Annotated in this window: 12 protein-coding genes; 7 read left to right on the forward strand and 5 right to left on the reverse strand. The window is 46.3% G+C overall.

The window, feature by feature from the left end:
* Positions 1–124: 124 nt before the first annotated feature.
* The 3 genes from H9626_RS00225 to H9626_RS00235 all read right to left on the reverse strand — a co-directional run bounded on the left by H9626_RS00225 (position 125) and on the right by H9626_RS00235 (position 2,694).
* Positions 125–1,012, reverse strand: coding sequence for a DNA/RNA non-specific endonuclease (locus H9626_RS00225; RefSeq protein WP_191709193.1), 888 nt, complete (start codon positions 1,010–1,012; stop codon positions 125–127).
* A 2-nt stretch (positions 1,013–1,014) separates the two neighbouring features.
* Positions 1,015–1,476, reverse strand: a complete 462-nt coding sequence (locus tag H9626_RS00230; RefSeq protein ID WP_288734031.1) for an alanyl-tRNA editing protein — start codon at positions 1,474–1,476, stop codon at positions 1,015–1,017.
* Positions 1,477–1,551: 75 nt separating this feature from the next.
* The gene (locus H9626_RS00235) at positions 1,552–2,694 is read right to left on the reverse strand and encodes an iron-containing alcohol dehydrogenase (RefSeq protein WP_191709826.1); all 1,143 of its coding nucleotides are present in this window, start codon (positions 2,692–2,694) and stop codon (positions 1,552–1,554) included.
* A 189-nt stretch (positions 2,695–2,883) separates the two neighbouring features.
* On the opposite strand from H9626_RS00235, the gene H9626_RS00240 reads away from it, so the two are divergent.
* The 3 genes from H9626_RS00240 to H9626_RS00250 all read left to right on the forward strand — a co-directional run bounded on the left by H9626_RS00240 (position 2,884) and on the right by H9626_RS00250 (position 6,771).
* On the forward strand, positions 2,884–3,582 hold the full coding sequence (locus H9626_RS00240; protein WP_191709827.1) for a hemerythrin domain-containing protein: 699 nt from the start codon (positions 2,884–2,886) through the stop codon (positions 3,580–3,582).
* The gene (locus H9626_RS00245) at positions 3,579–4,187 is read left to right on the forward strand and encodes a response regulator transcription factor (RefSeq protein ID WP_178256833.1); all 609 of its coding nucleotides are present in this window, start codon (positions 3,579–3,581) and stop codon (positions 4,185–4,187) included. The genes H9626_RS00240 and H9626_RS00245 overlap by 4 nt, the downstream gene beginning before the upstream one ends.
* A gap of 388 nt (positions 4,188–4,575) precedes the next feature.
* The gene (locus H9626_RS00250) at positions 4,576–6,771 is read left to right on the forward strand and encodes a beta-N-acetylhexosaminidase (RefSeq protein WP_191709195.1); all 2,196 of its coding nucleotides are present in this window, start codon (positions 4,576–4,578) and stop codon (positions 6,769–6,771) included.
* A 95-nt stretch (positions 6,772–6,866) separates the two neighbouring features.
* Here the strand turns inward: H9626_RS00250 and H9626_RS00255 are convergent, their stop codons facing one another.
* Positions 6,867–7,037, reverse strand: a complete 171-nt coding sequence (locus H9626_RS00255; protein WP_191709197.1) for a hypothetical protein — start codon at positions 7,035–7,037, stop codon at positions 6,867–6,869.
* A gap of 443 nt (positions 7,038–7,480) precedes the next feature.
* On the opposite strand from H9626_RS00255, the gene H9626_RS00260 reads away from it, so the two are divergent.
* The 4 genes from H9626_RS00260 to H9626_RS00275 all read left to right on the forward strand — a co-directional run bounded on the left by H9626_RS00260 (position 7,481) and on the right by H9626_RS00275 (position 12,854).
* Entirely contained in the window at positions 7,481–9,346 is a 1,866-nt protein-coding gene (locus H9626_RS00260; RefSeq protein WP_225230884.1) for a TonB-dependent receptor, read from the forward strand.
* A gap of 12 nt (positions 9,347–9,358) precedes the next feature.
* A complete protein-coding gene (locus H9626_RS00265; RefSeq protein ID WP_178256829.1) occupies positions 9,359–9,868 on the forward strand; it encodes an ECF transporter S component in 510 nt (169 codons plus the stop codon).
* A 118-nt stretch (positions 9,869–9,986) separates the two neighbouring features.
* Positions 9,987–11,606, forward strand: a complete 1,620-nt coding sequence (locus H9626_RS00270) for an ABC-F family ATP-binding cassette domain-containing protein (RefSeq protein ID WP_178256348.1) — start codon at positions 9,987–9,989, stop codon at positions 11,604–11,606.
* Positions 11,607–11,714: 108 nt separating this feature from the next.
* On the forward strand, positions 11,715–12,854 hold the full coding sequence (locus tag H9626_RS00275) for an acyltransferase (protein ID WP_225230826.1): 1,140 nt from the start codon (positions 11,715–11,717) through the stop codon (positions 12,852–12,854).
* Positions 12,855–12,875: 21 nt separating this feature from the next.
* Here H9626_RS00275 and H9626_RS00280 read toward each other — a convergent pair whose 3' ends face one another.
* Positions 12,876–15,470 (reverse strand): AAA family ATPase, encoded by a 2,595-nt coding sequence (locus H9626_RS00280; RefSeq protein WP_191709201.1) that lies wholly within the window; start codon positions 15,468–15,470, stop codon positions 12,876–12,878.
* Between the last annotated feature and the right edge of the window lie 398 nt (positions 15,471–15,868).

The raw sequence follows: 15,868 nt of genomic DNA on the forward strand, positions 1-15,868 counted from the left end.
GCAGCCCTATGATATCCCCCGAAAAACGCTTCGGTTAGAAATTTTATTTTAAGCCGAACAGTCTCCCTGTTCTATTCGGAAGACTGTTCGGCTTATCGGGTAGTATTTTCAGTCATCAAATTAATCAGAAAACGACCTGTTCGGGCAATGTGCTCTCGATACGTTTTTCGATGCTGTCGGGCACTTTCGGGAAGAAATCCAGTCCGGTTTCTTCTTCCACCTTATCCACTGTAACCATGTAATTTTTCAGGTCTTGATGGTTAGCCTTGTTCTCGAAGAGGAATCCCATAGCCATCGGATTCTTTCGGTTATATACAAGCACTACTTTAAAAAAGCGGTCGGGCACAGCCACGCGACTTTCTCCGATACGCTTAGGCGATTTAGAATCGTAGATTGGTCCGCACGCAATGTAGATAGTACCGTATTTGTCTGCCCATTTGCGGCATGACTCCTCCAAATCTCCCCAGTCGTCACGGTTCAACTTCCGGTTTTGCGGACAAATGTTGCTCATGTAAAACGATTCTTTCATTGCCTGCTTGCTCCACTTCATATCGGCAGCCGGAGCCATGTGTCCGCGGTCGTATCCCGAATTGGTATAATCGGAAGTCACCACGCGCGGTTCCGGCAGTTCGGGGTCGGGGAGGAACTTGTTGGTACGTCCTTCATCGCCCTCCGTTTCTTTGCGAGTCAACTCCCATGCCACCCAGTTGGGCGTCTTATAGAAATTGTTGTATGATACTGTATATCCCAAGTGCTTGATTACGATTTCCTCCCGTTCTTTGATGGTTTTGGGGATTTCCAAGTTCAGGGATAAGCCCGTATCCGTTTCGGCATCCTTAGGCTCTACGCTTGCTTTCGCTTTCGTCTTGTTAGCGATAGCCTGAATCCTTTCGGGCGTGAATATCTGTTCTGCATTCTGATAGAGGTAGAGTACCCCCACGGTAAGGACAATCAGCAGGATGAATCCCCTCATTCCGCCCGTCGATTTCTTTTGTTTCCGTCGTGCCGTCATAATCAGATCAGTTTAAATCGCATACGGAAAATCCCGTCCTTATAGTCGGAACTGATAATCTTGAACGTCCCGATTTCGGCGGTATTGGCTACGTGCAACCCGATACACAAACATTCATCGTAATCGCCCACTTTGACCACCCGCACCGTATCGGAAGCGCCTTCAGGCAATCGCTTCATGTCGAAACGTTCGGATGCCTCTTGCTGAGTGATAAATTCGGTAGTCACGTCCAAGTGTCGGGCTATGGTATCATTGACTGTCGCCTCAATGCGCTCGATGTCTGCCTCTGTCGGAGCTTGCGGTAGCGCAAAATCCAGTTTGCTTTTCTTGCGCTCAATGTGAGCCGATACGGCACGCCCGCACCCGAAAAGGTTTACCATCGTGCGGTTTACGATATGCTCACACGTGTGCATGGGCGGATATTCTTGCTTGTTATGCTGGTTCAGTTGAATTTCTTGTTCCACGATACGTATTTCATTAAGTTGTTCAGAATAACACCTGCCTTTGCAGGAAAGAACGCAGGCAGGTGTTCAGGGTAATTACAGTACTTTCATCAGGATTTCTTTGGCTGTTTTGCCGTCTACTAATCCGTCCTCGCCGAAATGTACGTCACGCTCGGTAAAGCGTCGCTCTATCTCATCGACAATTTCCATGCCTATATGTTCTTCTCCCAAGCGGGTGGTAAGACCTAACGAGCGGAAGAAAGCTTCCGTCCGGCGGATGGTTTCATCGATACGTTCGTCATGCGTACCCTCGGTTACGCCGAATACACGTTCACCCATCTGTATGATTTTGTCTCCCTTTTCTTTACGCAAAACCTGCATAGTGCCCGGAAGCACAATGGCAAGCGTATGTCCGTGCGTCAATCCGGCGAGAGCCGTCAGCTCATGTCCTATCATGTGAGTAGACCAGTCTTGCGATACTCCCATGGCGATGAATCCGTTCAGTGCCATCGTAGCCGACATCATAAAGTCTGCCATCAGTTGATAATCTTCCTTATTCTCACGGATTTTCGGGGCGATTTCTACCAACGTCTGCAAAATACTTTCCGCCCAGCGGTCCATCAGCCGCGATTCTCCGGTCTTGGTGAGGTACTGTTCGATAACGTGAACAAACGTGTCGGCAATACCGCAGGCTATCTGATGAGCCGGAAGCGTAAACGTTACCTGCGGGTCGAGGATAGAAAATACCGGGAAATTGGCATAGAAAGGATATTTCTCTTTCGTTTCGTGGCAAGAGATAACCGCACCGTTGTTCATCTCTGAGCCTGTGGCGGGAAGCGTAAGCACGGTAGCCAGCGGAACAGTGAGTGCAGACGAACCTTTTTTCACCAAATCCCATGCATCCCCTTCGTACAGCAGTCCTGCGGAAATCAATTTCGTGCCGTCGATTACCGAACCTCCGCCCACTGCCAGAAGGAAGTCTACTTTTTCTTCCTTGCCCAGCGCGATGGCTTTGCGCAAAGTTTCGATGGCAGGATTAGGCTCGATGCCCCAGAACTCAACCGTCCGGAAGTCTTTCAGTGCAGCTTTGACTTGGTCATAAACGCCGTTTTTCTTCACACTTCCTCCGCCGAAGGTTATCATTACTTTTTTACCGGCAGGTATTTCTTTTCCCAGTTCGGCAATAGTGCCGCGACCCATGATTAATTTAGTGGGGTTTTGAAAGCTGAAATTATTCATCATAATCGTAAATGTTTATTCCGAAGCAAATTTAGGGAAATTTTTGAATACCGTGAGCAATTACTGTTGTTTCATTGTTTATCTTTGTCAGGAGAGGTAAGAAAGAGAAAATTACCTACAAATAGTGATTGTAAAATTTGTGACATTTCCCTTATTTTGTACTCGTAAAAAATGAAGAATTCGATACTTATGTGTAAAAATACCCGAACTTATAAGCCTACCGACAAGATGAGCGACCTTATCTGTGAAAATTACGCACTGCTGCAAGTCTTGAGTCGCTTTGGCGTATCGTTGGGTTTTGGTGACAAGTCTGTGCAGGAAGTTTGCGAAATGAATGGCGTAGACTGTAGTACATTTCTTATTGTGGTTAATTTCTTGGTCGAAGGAAATAACCTTATCCAAGATCATCCCGAAGGACTTTCCGTTCCGGCTTTGATGAGCTACCTGAAGCAAGCCCATCATTATTTCTTGGATTTTCAGTTGCCTACCATCCGACGGAAGTTGATTGAAGCAATCGACTGTTCTACCGAAAACAAGGTAGCCTTTCTGATTATCCAGTTTTTCGATGCCTACGTTCACGAGGTGCGTAAGCACATGGAATACGAAAACGAGAAAGTGTTTACGTACGTCGACCAACTGTTACGCGGAGAGCATCCTACCGAGTATAACATCGGCGTGTTTGCCCGTCATCATGACCAGATAAATGCAAAGCTCACCGAACTGAAGAATATTATCATCAAATATTATCCGGCGGGTGCCGACAATCAGTTGCTGAACGCCACGCTGTTTGATATATTTAGCTGTGAAGAAGATTTAGACTCGCATAACCGGGTAGAGGATTACTTGTTTGTGCCTGCCATTATGGAATTGGAAAAAGAAATAAAATGAAATCGCAGGAAACCATACATGTAGCCATAGCCGAAACGTCGTTGATAATCCGGGGAGGACTGGCCGTGGCATTGAAACGTTTGCCCGAACTGAATGTCCAGACCGTCGAAATTACATCGAAGGAAGGAATTTTACATTGCATGGAGGCGCATCAGCCCGATATACTGATTATCAATCCGCTGTTCGAAGGCTGGTTTGATGCGGAAGATTTTAAGGCGCAATATCCCCATTCGGAAATGAAATTAGTGTCGCTGATATCCACGGTAGTCGACGCCAACCAGTTGAAAGGCTATGATGAAAGCATCAACCTGTTCGACGACATCGACTCTTTGGAACATAAGATAGCCTCATTGATGAACGTCGATAACGAAGAGGATAATGACCAGAACTCGTTAAGCCAACGTGAAAAAGAAATCGTGGGCTGCATCGTGAAAGGAATGACGAATAAAGAAATAGCAGAAAAACTTTTCATCTCGGTACATACCGTGATAACCCACCGGCGTAACATTACGCGCAAGTTACAGATACATTCTGCCGCAGGTCTTACTATTTATGCGATAGTAAATAAGCTGGTAGAACTGAATGAGGTGAAGCTAAACGAGTAAATACCAAGATTTAGGTATTGCGCAATACGCCCGAACCCCTTAACTTTGCAGTGTTAGTCATATAGAAATTACGTAAACCACAAAAAGTAAAAGAAGTTAGTTATTAGTTGGGTACGCCTTGCGAAGTGATTCGCGAGGCGTACGCATGTTTATCCGTTAGTTTTTTATTTTCATCCCATAGAAATACGCCGTAAAACGCTACCCGTAGCGTTGCCTGTTTCTAACGGTAGGACTTACCAATTCATGCGGTAAGACCGGGCAGTCCTACCGCATGTGTTTCTCCGCCTTTTCGCAGGCATTTTAAAAGCAAATTTTTTCCGTTTTTGATTTTAATGCCTACTTTTGTGCTACCGCATGTAATGTAAACCGAATTTAAACAAAAAAGCACATGAAACATTTATTCTTTATTCTACTATTATCCTGCTGCATCGGGTGTTGGGCAGCGCAAGAAATAACCATTATTCCGAAACCCCTCCGCCTCACCGTAGAGCAAGGTAAATTCTTGCTTCGCCCCCAAACGGTTATCAGTTACGAAAAAGAACTGTATCCGCAGGCAGCATACTTGCAAGAGGTCATCGGCGGATCTACCGGTTGGGACTTGAAATTGCAGGAAGGTACTGCTGAGGGAAGTGCCATTCATCTGGAGACGGCCGATAAGATACGCTGTGCCGAAGGTTATGAACTGACGGTACAGCCCTCCGGAGTACGGATAACGGGGGCAGACGCGGGCGGCGTGTTTTACGGAATCCAAACCCTGTTACAACTGTTCCCGTCAGAAATATACAGTCCTCTCCGCCAGAAAAACATCGTTTGGGAAGCTCCCTCAGTGAGTGTTTATGATGCTCCCTCCCATCCGTGGCGCGGGATGATGCTCGACGTGGCACGCTATTTCTTCGATAAAGATTTTGTAAAGAAATACATTGACATGATGGCGATGTATAAGATGAATAAGTTCCAATTCCACCTGATAGACGATTCCGGCTGGCGGTTGGAGATTAAGAAATATCCGAAACTAACCGAAGTAGGGGCGTGGGCTGGTAAAGACCAGAACCGTTTGGGCGGATATTATACACAAGAAGACATCAAAGAGATTATAGAATATGCCAAAGTAAGAAACGTGGAAGTCATTCCTGAAATAGAGTTTCCTGCCCACATGCTTTCGGCAGTGGCGGCTTACCCGTGGCTGAGCTGCAAGGGCGAACCGCGCGAAGTACCCACCCAGCACTTCATCAGTCGCGATTTGATTTGCGTGGGAAAAGAATCTTCTTTCCGCTTCCTGCAAGATGTGTTAGACGAAATGGTGGCGCTTTTCCCTTCTCACTACATAAACATCGGAGGCGATGAGGCGGTTTACGATAATTGGGAGAAGTGTCCCAAATGTCAAGCCGTAATGAAAGAAAACGGACTGAAAGAGGCTTCACAGTTGCAAGGCTATCTGACTAACCGTGTGCTTCAGATGATGAAAGCAAAAGAGCGTACGGTAATCGGTTGGGAAGAAATCATCAAGCGCGGCGATTTGGACGGGCAGGTGGTTGCACTGATTTGGCACAATGAAAAAGACACTGTGATGGCGGTGGAAAAGAATCACTTGGCTATTCTTACGCCTGCCACCCATGCGTATCTCGACTTTCCGGAAGGTAAAACTCCGGGAGAAGTGAAAGCTGCTACGTGGATGCCTCCTATTTCGATAGAGAAAAGCTATTCGCTGGCAGCCAAAGACTATTCGGAGGGGTCGCATGTACTGGGAGTGCAAGGCTGTATGTGGTCTGACCAGTTTATCCACGGAACCATTCTGCAAGAGATTGTGCCGATTAACGAAAACCGCTCAGAGAATTATGTGGAATACTTCACCTTCCCAAGAATGTTGGCTCTGTCGGAAGTTGGTTGGACGAAAGAAGCCAATAGGGACTACGGTGATTTTGCGCATCGCCTGACTTACCATTACGCGCGTTTAGACCGGAAGGGGTGTAACTATCGCGTCCCCGAACCGTTTATAGCGTCGATGAAAGAAACGCCTGAAGGTGTTACATTCACGTTGTCAGAAAGTGTGAAAGGAGCTTCCATCCGTTATACTACCGATGGCAGTTATCCCACCATACATTCTCCGCTTTATACATCACCGGTAACCGTCGATACAAAGAATAATTTTCACGCCATAACGGTAGTCTCTAACCGTCATTATTCGTTACCCATACATTTTGCATATAATTATGAAGACTATAAGCAGTACGGCGAGTTTGCAGCAGAATGGAAACCGGCGCTTGTATCTGCTGAGAAACCAGCTCCGTGGAAAGTAGACGTAACCGGAAAGGTTTCGGGAAATGGAACTTACGAAGTTACTTTTGTTCAAACAGAAGGTAACCACGGTTTGGCGGTGAGCGGCATCAATGTATTCAAACGTGACGAACGGTTAGTGCATATTGCTCAGACGCAGACGGTAAAGAAATCGCAGGTAGCTGCCTTCCGTTTTAAAATCGATTCGTTTGAGGCAGGTACTCCATTTTATTTAGACGTGCAAATGGCAGGCGTAGGAGGTACTAACACAAATGGTGCGGTATTTATTAGAAAGATATCCGAAGAATGATGTCAGAGGATATTTAAAGAAGCGAAACAAGTTTTCATACAGCAAGAAAGCAAATCCCGCTATGCCGGGGTTTGCTTTCTTGCTGTATGAATGTCTCAACCAATAGTTTTCTTATCGTCCATAGCCCGTTTTTTAGCTATGTGTTTGGCTTGTACTTCCGCCAGTTGCTCACGGGTAAGTCGTTGTTTCCTGTTTTGCGCCGATGCTGCGCCGTTGAAAGCTGTAAATGAAATAACGAATAGCAATAATCTGATGATATGTTTCATATTTCTTTTTTTTATTCGTTTATGAATACGTCTTCTTGATAGACTTCAAGCAGATAGGTCTGGTCCTCATGACTGAGGTTGGCGAAAGCCTGTTCCACTTGAAGAATTGCTTTGTGCTGATAATGAGCTTGTTCTAAAATTTCGTCCGGCTTGCTCCGGAGGCTGAAAAACGCTTGCGGTAGAACAGGTTAACGCTATGGGAAGAAATGGTCAACACATCCGCATGGGATGAGTGACGCTAACGGTAGCGTTTTATATTGTAAAATAGGGCATCTCAGAAAGCCTTCTGAAAAAGTGTATTATATGTGATTTGGGTAGATTTTGCTTTGATTTGGGTAATTTCTTTTCAAAATAAAATCCCGAACTTTGCAATGTGTAATAATAATAAATAGAGAACCGTAATGAATAATAAGTCTTTTCTTTTAACATTTATAACTGTAGCAATGTTTTCCGGCGGTGCGTCGTGGGCACAAAGTGATACAACCCGCATTACCCGTAACTTTTCGCTTGACGAAGTGGTGGTTACCGGTACACGAAATGAAACAGACGTGCGCCATTTGTCACAAACGGTATCTGTGGTCGATCGCCTGACGATTGAAAACAGTATGCAACCGTCGCTTTTGCCTGTGCTGACCGAACAAGTACCGGGGCTTTTCGTAACCGAACGCGGCGTGATGGGGTACGGTGTTTCCGATGGAGCTGCCGGAGGTATTTCTTTGCGCGGACTGAGTGGGGGAAGTGCCCGGCTGATGGTGCTGATAGACGGGCATCCGCAGTATGCCGGTATTTTCGGACATCCCATTTCGGATGCCTACCAGTCGCTGTTGGCTGAGCGGGTTGAAGTCTTGCGTGGACCCGCTTCCGTTCTTTACGGTTCTAATGCGATGGGAGGCGTTATTAATATTGTAACTCGTAAGATGCACGAAGACGGGGTGCGTACCAATCTTCACGCGGGTTATGGTTCGTATAACACGTTGGAGACAGAGCTGACTAACCGTATTCGCAAAGGGCGTTTCAATAGCGTAGTGAGCGGTTCGTATAATCGTACAGACGGACACCGCGCCGACATGGGGTTTGAACAGTATGGCGGTTATGCCAAGTTGGGTTACGACATGACAGATAACTGGAATATGTATGCCGATGTGAACGTGACGCACTTTAATGCCTCTTACCCCGGACCGGTATCGGCACCGTTGGTAGACGGTGACCAGCGCATCACGCGCGGGGTGACTTCTTTTTCACTCAATAATAAATACGAGAAAACTTCCGGTGCGCTGAGTTTCTTCTACAACTGGGGAAACCACTGGATTAACGACGGCTATACGCCCAGTGCAGGTGAAACATCGCAGGACGGGCGTTTCAATTCACGCGATAACATGATGGGGGTATCGCTCTATCAAAGCACACAGTTTTTTGAGGGAAACCGTATAACGTTAGGTTTCGACTGGTTTCGTTATGGTGGTAAGGCTTGGACGGACTATGTGGCAGGAGAGAACGCAGGAACACGCAATGACTTGGTGGATAAGCATGAAGACGAAGTAGCCGGATATGTAGATATCCGTCAGGACATCGGACGCTGGCTGACGCTGAACGCCGGACTGCGTGTCGATCACCATTCGCGCGTGGGCACGGAATGGGTTCCGCAGGCAGGGCTTGCTTTCCATTTGCCACACGCCTTTGAACTGAAAGCATCAGCAACAAAAGGTTTCCGTTACCCCATCTTGCGTGAAATGTATATGTTTCCACCACAAAATCCTGACCTCAAACCGGAGTCTATGTGGAATTATGAAGTATCTTTGTCGCAGACGCTCCTGAACGGACGTTTAAGTTACGGGATAAACCTGTTTTATATTGATGGTAAAAATCTGATCGTAACATTACCTAATCCGAACGGAACGGGGATGCTTAATCAGAATACCGGCACGATAGACAATACCGGTGTAGAGCTTCAGGCGGCTTACCGCATCAATCAAAAATGGTCGGTGGATGGAAATTACAGCTATTTACACATGGAGAACCCTGTAATAGCCGCACCTGAACATAAGTTGTATGCCGGAGCAAGTTTTAGCAAAGGACGTTGGAACGTGGCTTCCGGACTGCAATACATAGCCGGATTGTATACAGCAGTGGGCGATAATCCTCAAACGGAAAATTTTGTCCTTTGGAATTTGCGCGGTTCTTTCCGTGCTGCCAAGTGGTTGGATATTTGGGTGCGTGGAGAAAACCTGCTGGCACAAAAATACGAAATCAATGCCGGCTATCCGATGCCGAGAGCAACAGTAATGGGAGGTATAAATGTCACTATTTAAAAATAATGTACAATGAAAACAACAGTAAGACTTTATGATTTAGGCTATGCCGAAGTTAGAACTTATTTGGCTGCCGTATTGTTCATCGTTGGTAATGTAGCTCTGCCGCAACTTTTTCATCTGATTCCGCAAGGGGGTGTAACGTGGCTGCCTATTTATTTCTTCACCCTTGTAGGGGCTTACAAGTACGGTTGGAAAGTGGGACTTCTGACAGCAGTCTTTTCACCGGTAGTCAATTCTTTGATGTTCGGTATGCCTGCATGGGGAACACTTCCCGCCATCGCTCTTAAATCTGTATTGTTGGCTCTTGCTGCCGGATATGCAGCCCGCAGATGGCAGAAGGTATCTTTACCGCTTGTGCTGGCTGTGGTATTGTTTTATCAGTTTTTCGGAACGTTAGGCGAGTGGATGATGCAAGGCAGTTTCTATAATGCCATTCAGGATTTTAGAATAGGCATTCCGGGGATGTTGTTGCAAATTTTCGGCGGTTATTTGTTCGTAAAATACCTGATACGCAGATAACGATGTTTGAAAGACGGATGCAATTATTTAAGTAAATCCGTACGTTTCCTGCAATTATCTCACAGATTTTATGTAAGTTTGCCGACGAAATAGATATATAAAGAAGAGATAATAACAGATGATTACAGTATCAAACGTAGCCGTACAGTTCGGTAAAAGAGTGTTGTATAACGATGTGAACATGAAGTTCACCAATGGTAATATTTATGGTATAATTGGTGCGAACGGAGCTGGAAAGTCAACTTTTCTGAAAGTAATTTCCGGAGAATTGGAACCTACAAAAGGAAGTGTTACTTTAGGTCCGGGCGAGCGGCTTTCGGTATTGAGCCAAGACCACTTTAAGTTTGATGCTCATACGGTACTCGATACCGTATTGATGGGACATACCGTTTTATGGAACATCATGAAAGAGCGTGAACAACTTTATGCCAAAGAAGACTTTACTGATGAAGACGGCATTCGCGCAGCGGAGCTTGAAGAAAAGTTTGCAGAACTGGAAGGATGGAACGCCGAAAGCGATGCGGCTATCCTGCTGGGAGGCTTGGGAATTAAAGAAGACAAACATCAGATGTTGATGGGCGATTTGAGCGGTAAAGAAAAGGTGCGTGTGATGTTGGCTCAGGCGTTGTTCGGAAATCCCGATAACTTATTGCTCGATGAGCCTACCAACGACCTCGATATGGATACTGTAACATGGTTGGAAGAATATCTTTCAAACTTCGAGCATACAGTGCTTGTGGTGAGCCATGACCGACATTTCCTTGACTCGGTTTGTACGCATACGGTGGATATTGATTTTGGTAAAGTCAATCTCTTTGCCGGAAACTACAGCTTCTGGTATGAATCGAGCCAGCTTGCTCTTCGTCAGCAGCAGAACCAGCGTGCGAAAGCCGAAGAAAAGCGCAAGGAGCTGGAAGAGTTTATCCGTCGTTTCTCTGCCAATGTAGCTAAGTCGAAACAAACTACCAGCCGCAAGAAGATGTTGGAAAAACTGAACGTCGACGAAATCAAACCGTCTTCTCGCAAATATCCGGGTATTATATTTACTCCGGAACGTGAACCGGGAAATCAGATATTGGAAGTATCGGGATTGCGTGCCGAAACAGAAGACGGGGTTGTATTGTTCAACGATGTGAACTTCAACGTAGAAAAAGGCGACAAGATTGTATTCCTGAGCCGTGACCCGCGTGCCATGACTGCTCTGTTCGAGATAATCAACGGTAACCGCAAGCCTCAGGCTGGACATTATAATTGGGGCGTAACGATAACTACGGCTTATTTGCCGCTCGATAACTCCGATTACTTTAACTGCGACCTTAATCTGGTAGACTGGTTGAGTCAGTACGGCGAAGGAAATGAGGTTTATATGAAAGGATTCCTCGGCCGTATGCTTTTCTCAGGCGAAGAGGTGTTGAAAAAAGTAAACGTACTTTCCGGAGGAGAGAAGATGAGATGTATGATAGCGCGTATGCAGTTGCGTAACGCCAACTGTCTGATATTGGATACGCCTACCAATCACCTTGATTTGGAATCAATTCAGGCTTTCAATAATAATCTGAAGATTTATAAGGGGAATATACTCTTCTCGTCTCACGACCATGAGTTTATCGAAACGGTAGCAAACCGTATTATTGAGCTTACTCCGAATGGCATTATCGACAAGATGATGGAATATGATGAATACATTACGTCCGACCACATTAAAGAGATGCGGGCACGGATGTATGGTGATAATTAAACATATAGCAAAAGCGACACAAACTTACGGCTGTATATTGGCGGTGGTTTGTGTCGCTTTATTTTTTTAATTGTCCGCTAACTTTATTCTATGGAAAACGCAAAACCTATGCTTAAACGCGAACACATCGTGTGGTTAGACGTTGTTCGTTTCGTGGCAATGTTTACGGTAGTATGTTGTCATTCTGCCGATCCGTTTAACTTTTATCCGGGAGAACCTCCCGCTAACATCGACGACATCAAGTTTTGGGGAGCAGCTTACGGCGCATTCCTGCGTCCTTGCGTCCCGCTTTTCGTAATGATAACAGGCGCATTGTTGCTTCCTGTTAAAGGAGATACTTCGGCATTTTACAAGAAGCGTATTAGCCGTGTGTTTTTTCCTTTTCTTATTTGGTCGGTTATTTACAATCTGTTTCCGTGGGTAACAGGTTTGTTGGGACTTTCTCCGCAAGTCATTCTCGATTGTTTCCCTTATTCGGGCGAAGAAGTCATGCGCCGTTCGTTGGGAGTTTCGATGGAGTACATCTCGCAGATACCTTTTAACTTCTCGTTGCTTGATGTACACATGTGGTATATTTACTTGCTGATAGGCATGTATCTGTATATGCCCATATTTTCTGCGTGGGTGGAGAAAGCAAGCCGCCGGGCAAAGCTCTGGTTTCTTGTGGCGTGGGGTGTGACGTTGTTCGTACCTTACTACCGTGCGTTTGTCGACCCTTATATCTGGGGTGCATGTTCATGGAACGAGTTTTATATGTTATATAGTTTTGCCGGCTTTAACGGCTATTTGTTGCTGGGGCACTATTTGCGTAATCAGCAATGGAGCTGGGGCAAAACGTTAGGCTGGGGGATTCCGATGTTCGTAGTCGGTTATCTGGTGACGTTCTTCGGCTTTCGCCGTATGACGGCTGCTCCCGACTGTACCCCCGAAGAGTTGGAACTGTTTTTCTACTATTGCTCGCCCAACGTGGTGATGATGACGATTCCTTTCTTCATGATAGCCAAGAAAGTGCAAATAAAGAGCGAAACCGTGCGGAAGGCATTGGCTAACCTCACTGTCTGCGGATTCGGTGTTTATATGATACATTACTTCTTTACCGGTCCTTGTGTGATGTTGGCACGCGCTTGCAGTGTTCCGGTTTCACTCCAAATCCCGTTTGCGGCAGTAATCGCGTTCTTTGTGTCATGGATATTGGTTATCCTGCTTCGCAAACTCTTCGGAAAGTACGCCAAGTACGTGGTAGGTTGATTAAGCCGAGAGACTTTAACTTCATGCCCTGAATCCGATTCGTCGGCGGGGCATTATTTTTATCGTTGCTTTGGGTTGCAGAGTTCCGATAGCCTGTTCGATGTCACTGCGCTCGATGGTGCGGTAAAGCTCGGCGTCGCCGGAAGGCTGTTGCATGACGCGCTGTGCCATAGCCGGCAAGATGCCTGACGCAATGAATTGATTTATCCAGCGTGCATTAGAAAAACAACGGTCTTTGGCGGCTAATGTTTGGGCTACGGTTTCGCGCAACAGTTGTTCCGCTTCGTCTGATAATAGGTAATCGTTCCGTTTAAAGAATCGGGCAGCTATCTGCATCAGCTCATCGGCAGAATAATCTTCAAAGTGAAGACGGTAAGAGAATCGTCCCTTTAGTCCGGGATTGGATTGCAACATCCGTTCCATTTCGTCTTCATATCCCGCCAGTACGATTATCATGTCGGGATGAGGCTCGGCAAGTACGGGGAGCAGCCCCTCTATGATACGGCTGCCATAATCGCGGTGGTCGTCCGAATCTGTATATAGATTATAAGCCTCGTCGATAAAGAGTACGTTACCCCGTGCGCGTTCCAACAGCTTGTTTACCTTCTCTTCCGTCTGACCGATGTAAGTTCCTACCAGTTCGTTGCGTCCGGTGGTAATGACTTCGCCTTTCGACAGAATGCCCAGTGCGTGGAATACCTTCCCCAGCAGTTGTGCCACGGTAGTTTTCCCCGTTCCGGGATTTCCCGTAAAAATAAAGTGGTAAGCACCGTGCGCTTCGGCAGGAAGTCCCAGCCGGCTGCGGTGTTCGTTAAAACGTATCCGGCAGAAAATGGCAGAGAGTGTATCTTTCAACGATTGGAGGCCTACCATTTCGTTTAGTCGGTTCATGCTTTCAGCGAATGACTGTTCGATGTCGGTACAGTTTCCGTGAAAAGCATATTCTTTTCGGTTGGCTAACCATGCATCCAGCGATATGTCTGCTGCGCTTAATACCCCCAAGTTGCTTTGCTTTATTTCCTTACCGTTTATGAAATGCGTATAAATGCGCTGCCTGAGCTGTTTTACCATTCCTTGCATGACGAAACACCGCATCTCCTTTTGTGTCCATGTGTTGATGTTGTCAATATGGCGGTAAACCTGCAACGCCAGCCGGTTTTCGGCTTCGGAATCCAACGAGATACCTGCTTCACCTAATTGGTCTTGCATGAGGTGTACCACTTCGGCTGCCGAGGGAAGCCCGATTTGGATGCGGTATTCCGGACAGACGTACTGCTCTAAAGTGGGGGAGATGGCGAATAGGCGTTTGATTTCATCCGCAGTGCCGCAAAGGGTCAGTGCCCAGTACACACCGGTTTCTTTTACGGCACTCTCTAAGGCTGCCAAACACCCGGCTCCTTTTTCGGAGCAGAGGATTCCGACGTTGTACAGCGTAAAAGCAACTTCCTTGCGCGATTCCAACAGGCTTTCCGGTGCCTCGTCCTTCACCCATTGGGCACAGTCTGTTTGTTTATATTCGCTTATCTGGTATCCCGACAGTTTAGGAAGGCAGAAAGCTACTTGCTTGGCGCGAAAAGTAGTCAGTGAGCTGATGCTCACGTAAGGATTTACTTTCAGTGCCGCCAACTGTTGATTTTCGCAAAACCGGTTGTATTCGCTTATGCGCAACAGGTTGGTCAGGTAAGGAGTCAACCGGGCGAGACCGATACATTTATGTAATAACTCCGGCGTGTTGCCGTCCGTTGCCCGATTATTTTTGGCAACATGATAAGCGACATCCTGAGCAGAAAGAGGACGACACGTGCAGGGGGTAACCGTTTTACCCTGATAGCTGAAATCGATGGCGGCAAACGGTTCGCGGTTATACATCAGGATAGCCGTATAGCGTCCCGCCATCCAGATTTTGCTCCAGCGGAAACAAAAATGCCGTGTCGTTTGGGAGCATTTACGAGGGGTGACCAGCCGTTTGTCGCAGGCTACAAACTCCCAGTCTTCGGTATAACAAATGGCGGTCAGTTCGTGCATTTCCCGGATAGGGTGAGCCAGTTGGAGCTGCAATCGCAACGTTCCCGAAGTATAACCCTGCGTCCGGCATTCATCTTGCGGGCGGACGGCTTTCGCTGTTTCAACGGCAGGAAGTGTCGACTTGTCTCTGCTTTTCAGGATAAAGAACGGAAGAAATAATCGTCCGTCCTGCCATTCAAGTGTCAGGTCGTTATCCTCTAAAGCCGCATCAAACAGTAAAAAATAAGCTCCTGCATCCAATGGCTGTGTCAGTGGCGGAAACTTGGCTTCAAAGTAATATCCGGTTTGCATTGCTTCGGTAACCGTCAGCACGGGCAACTCTTCTCCTACACGGTAAATGTGGAATGTTACCTCGTAAGTAGCGTTTAAGTCATCCCCGCAGTCGGTTTCGTCCATTCGGATAGAGAGTCTGCAATCATTGTCAGCATCCGAAACGATAAACATCCGTTCTTCATGTTCGCTTCCCGAAAAAGACTGCTCGCCTGATTCTAATTTAAATCCTGAAAAACGGATGGTGGGATTACTGTTGCAGCAGGTAGGAATAAGGTAAGAATAACCTTTGTAAGTAAAAGAATCATGGTTTGTTGTCATAGCTTCAAATGTTTTAGGTGAATAAAAAAGCATTCCGAACGGAATGCGTACTAATGAACGATGCGTCGTCAAGACTCATCGGGGCAGAAAAGATGCCCGGCTTTCCGGCTGCCATGATTCATAAGGTCACACTAAACCCATGAATTGCCGGGGCTGTTCAATGATTCAAAGAACATCGTGCAATGTAAAAAAAGAGTAGGGCGGAACAGCCTATATTCCTCCTTCACGCATTGCATGTAGATTCTTTGAATTATGAACGAAGCTATGATTCATATATATAATTATTGTGTTGCCGTTCCTACGGCGGTCAATATTGCAAATATAAATGGTTGGTTTGGAATGTGCAAATTTTGTGTATAAAAATTGATAATAAAAATACCTTGAGTCGCATCAAGCCC

Source organism: Phocaeicola faecium (assembly GCF_014837055.1).
Taxonomy (GTDB): Bacteria; Bacteroidota; Bacteroidia; order Bacteroidales; family Bacteroidaceae; genus Phocaeicola; species Phocaeicola gallinarum.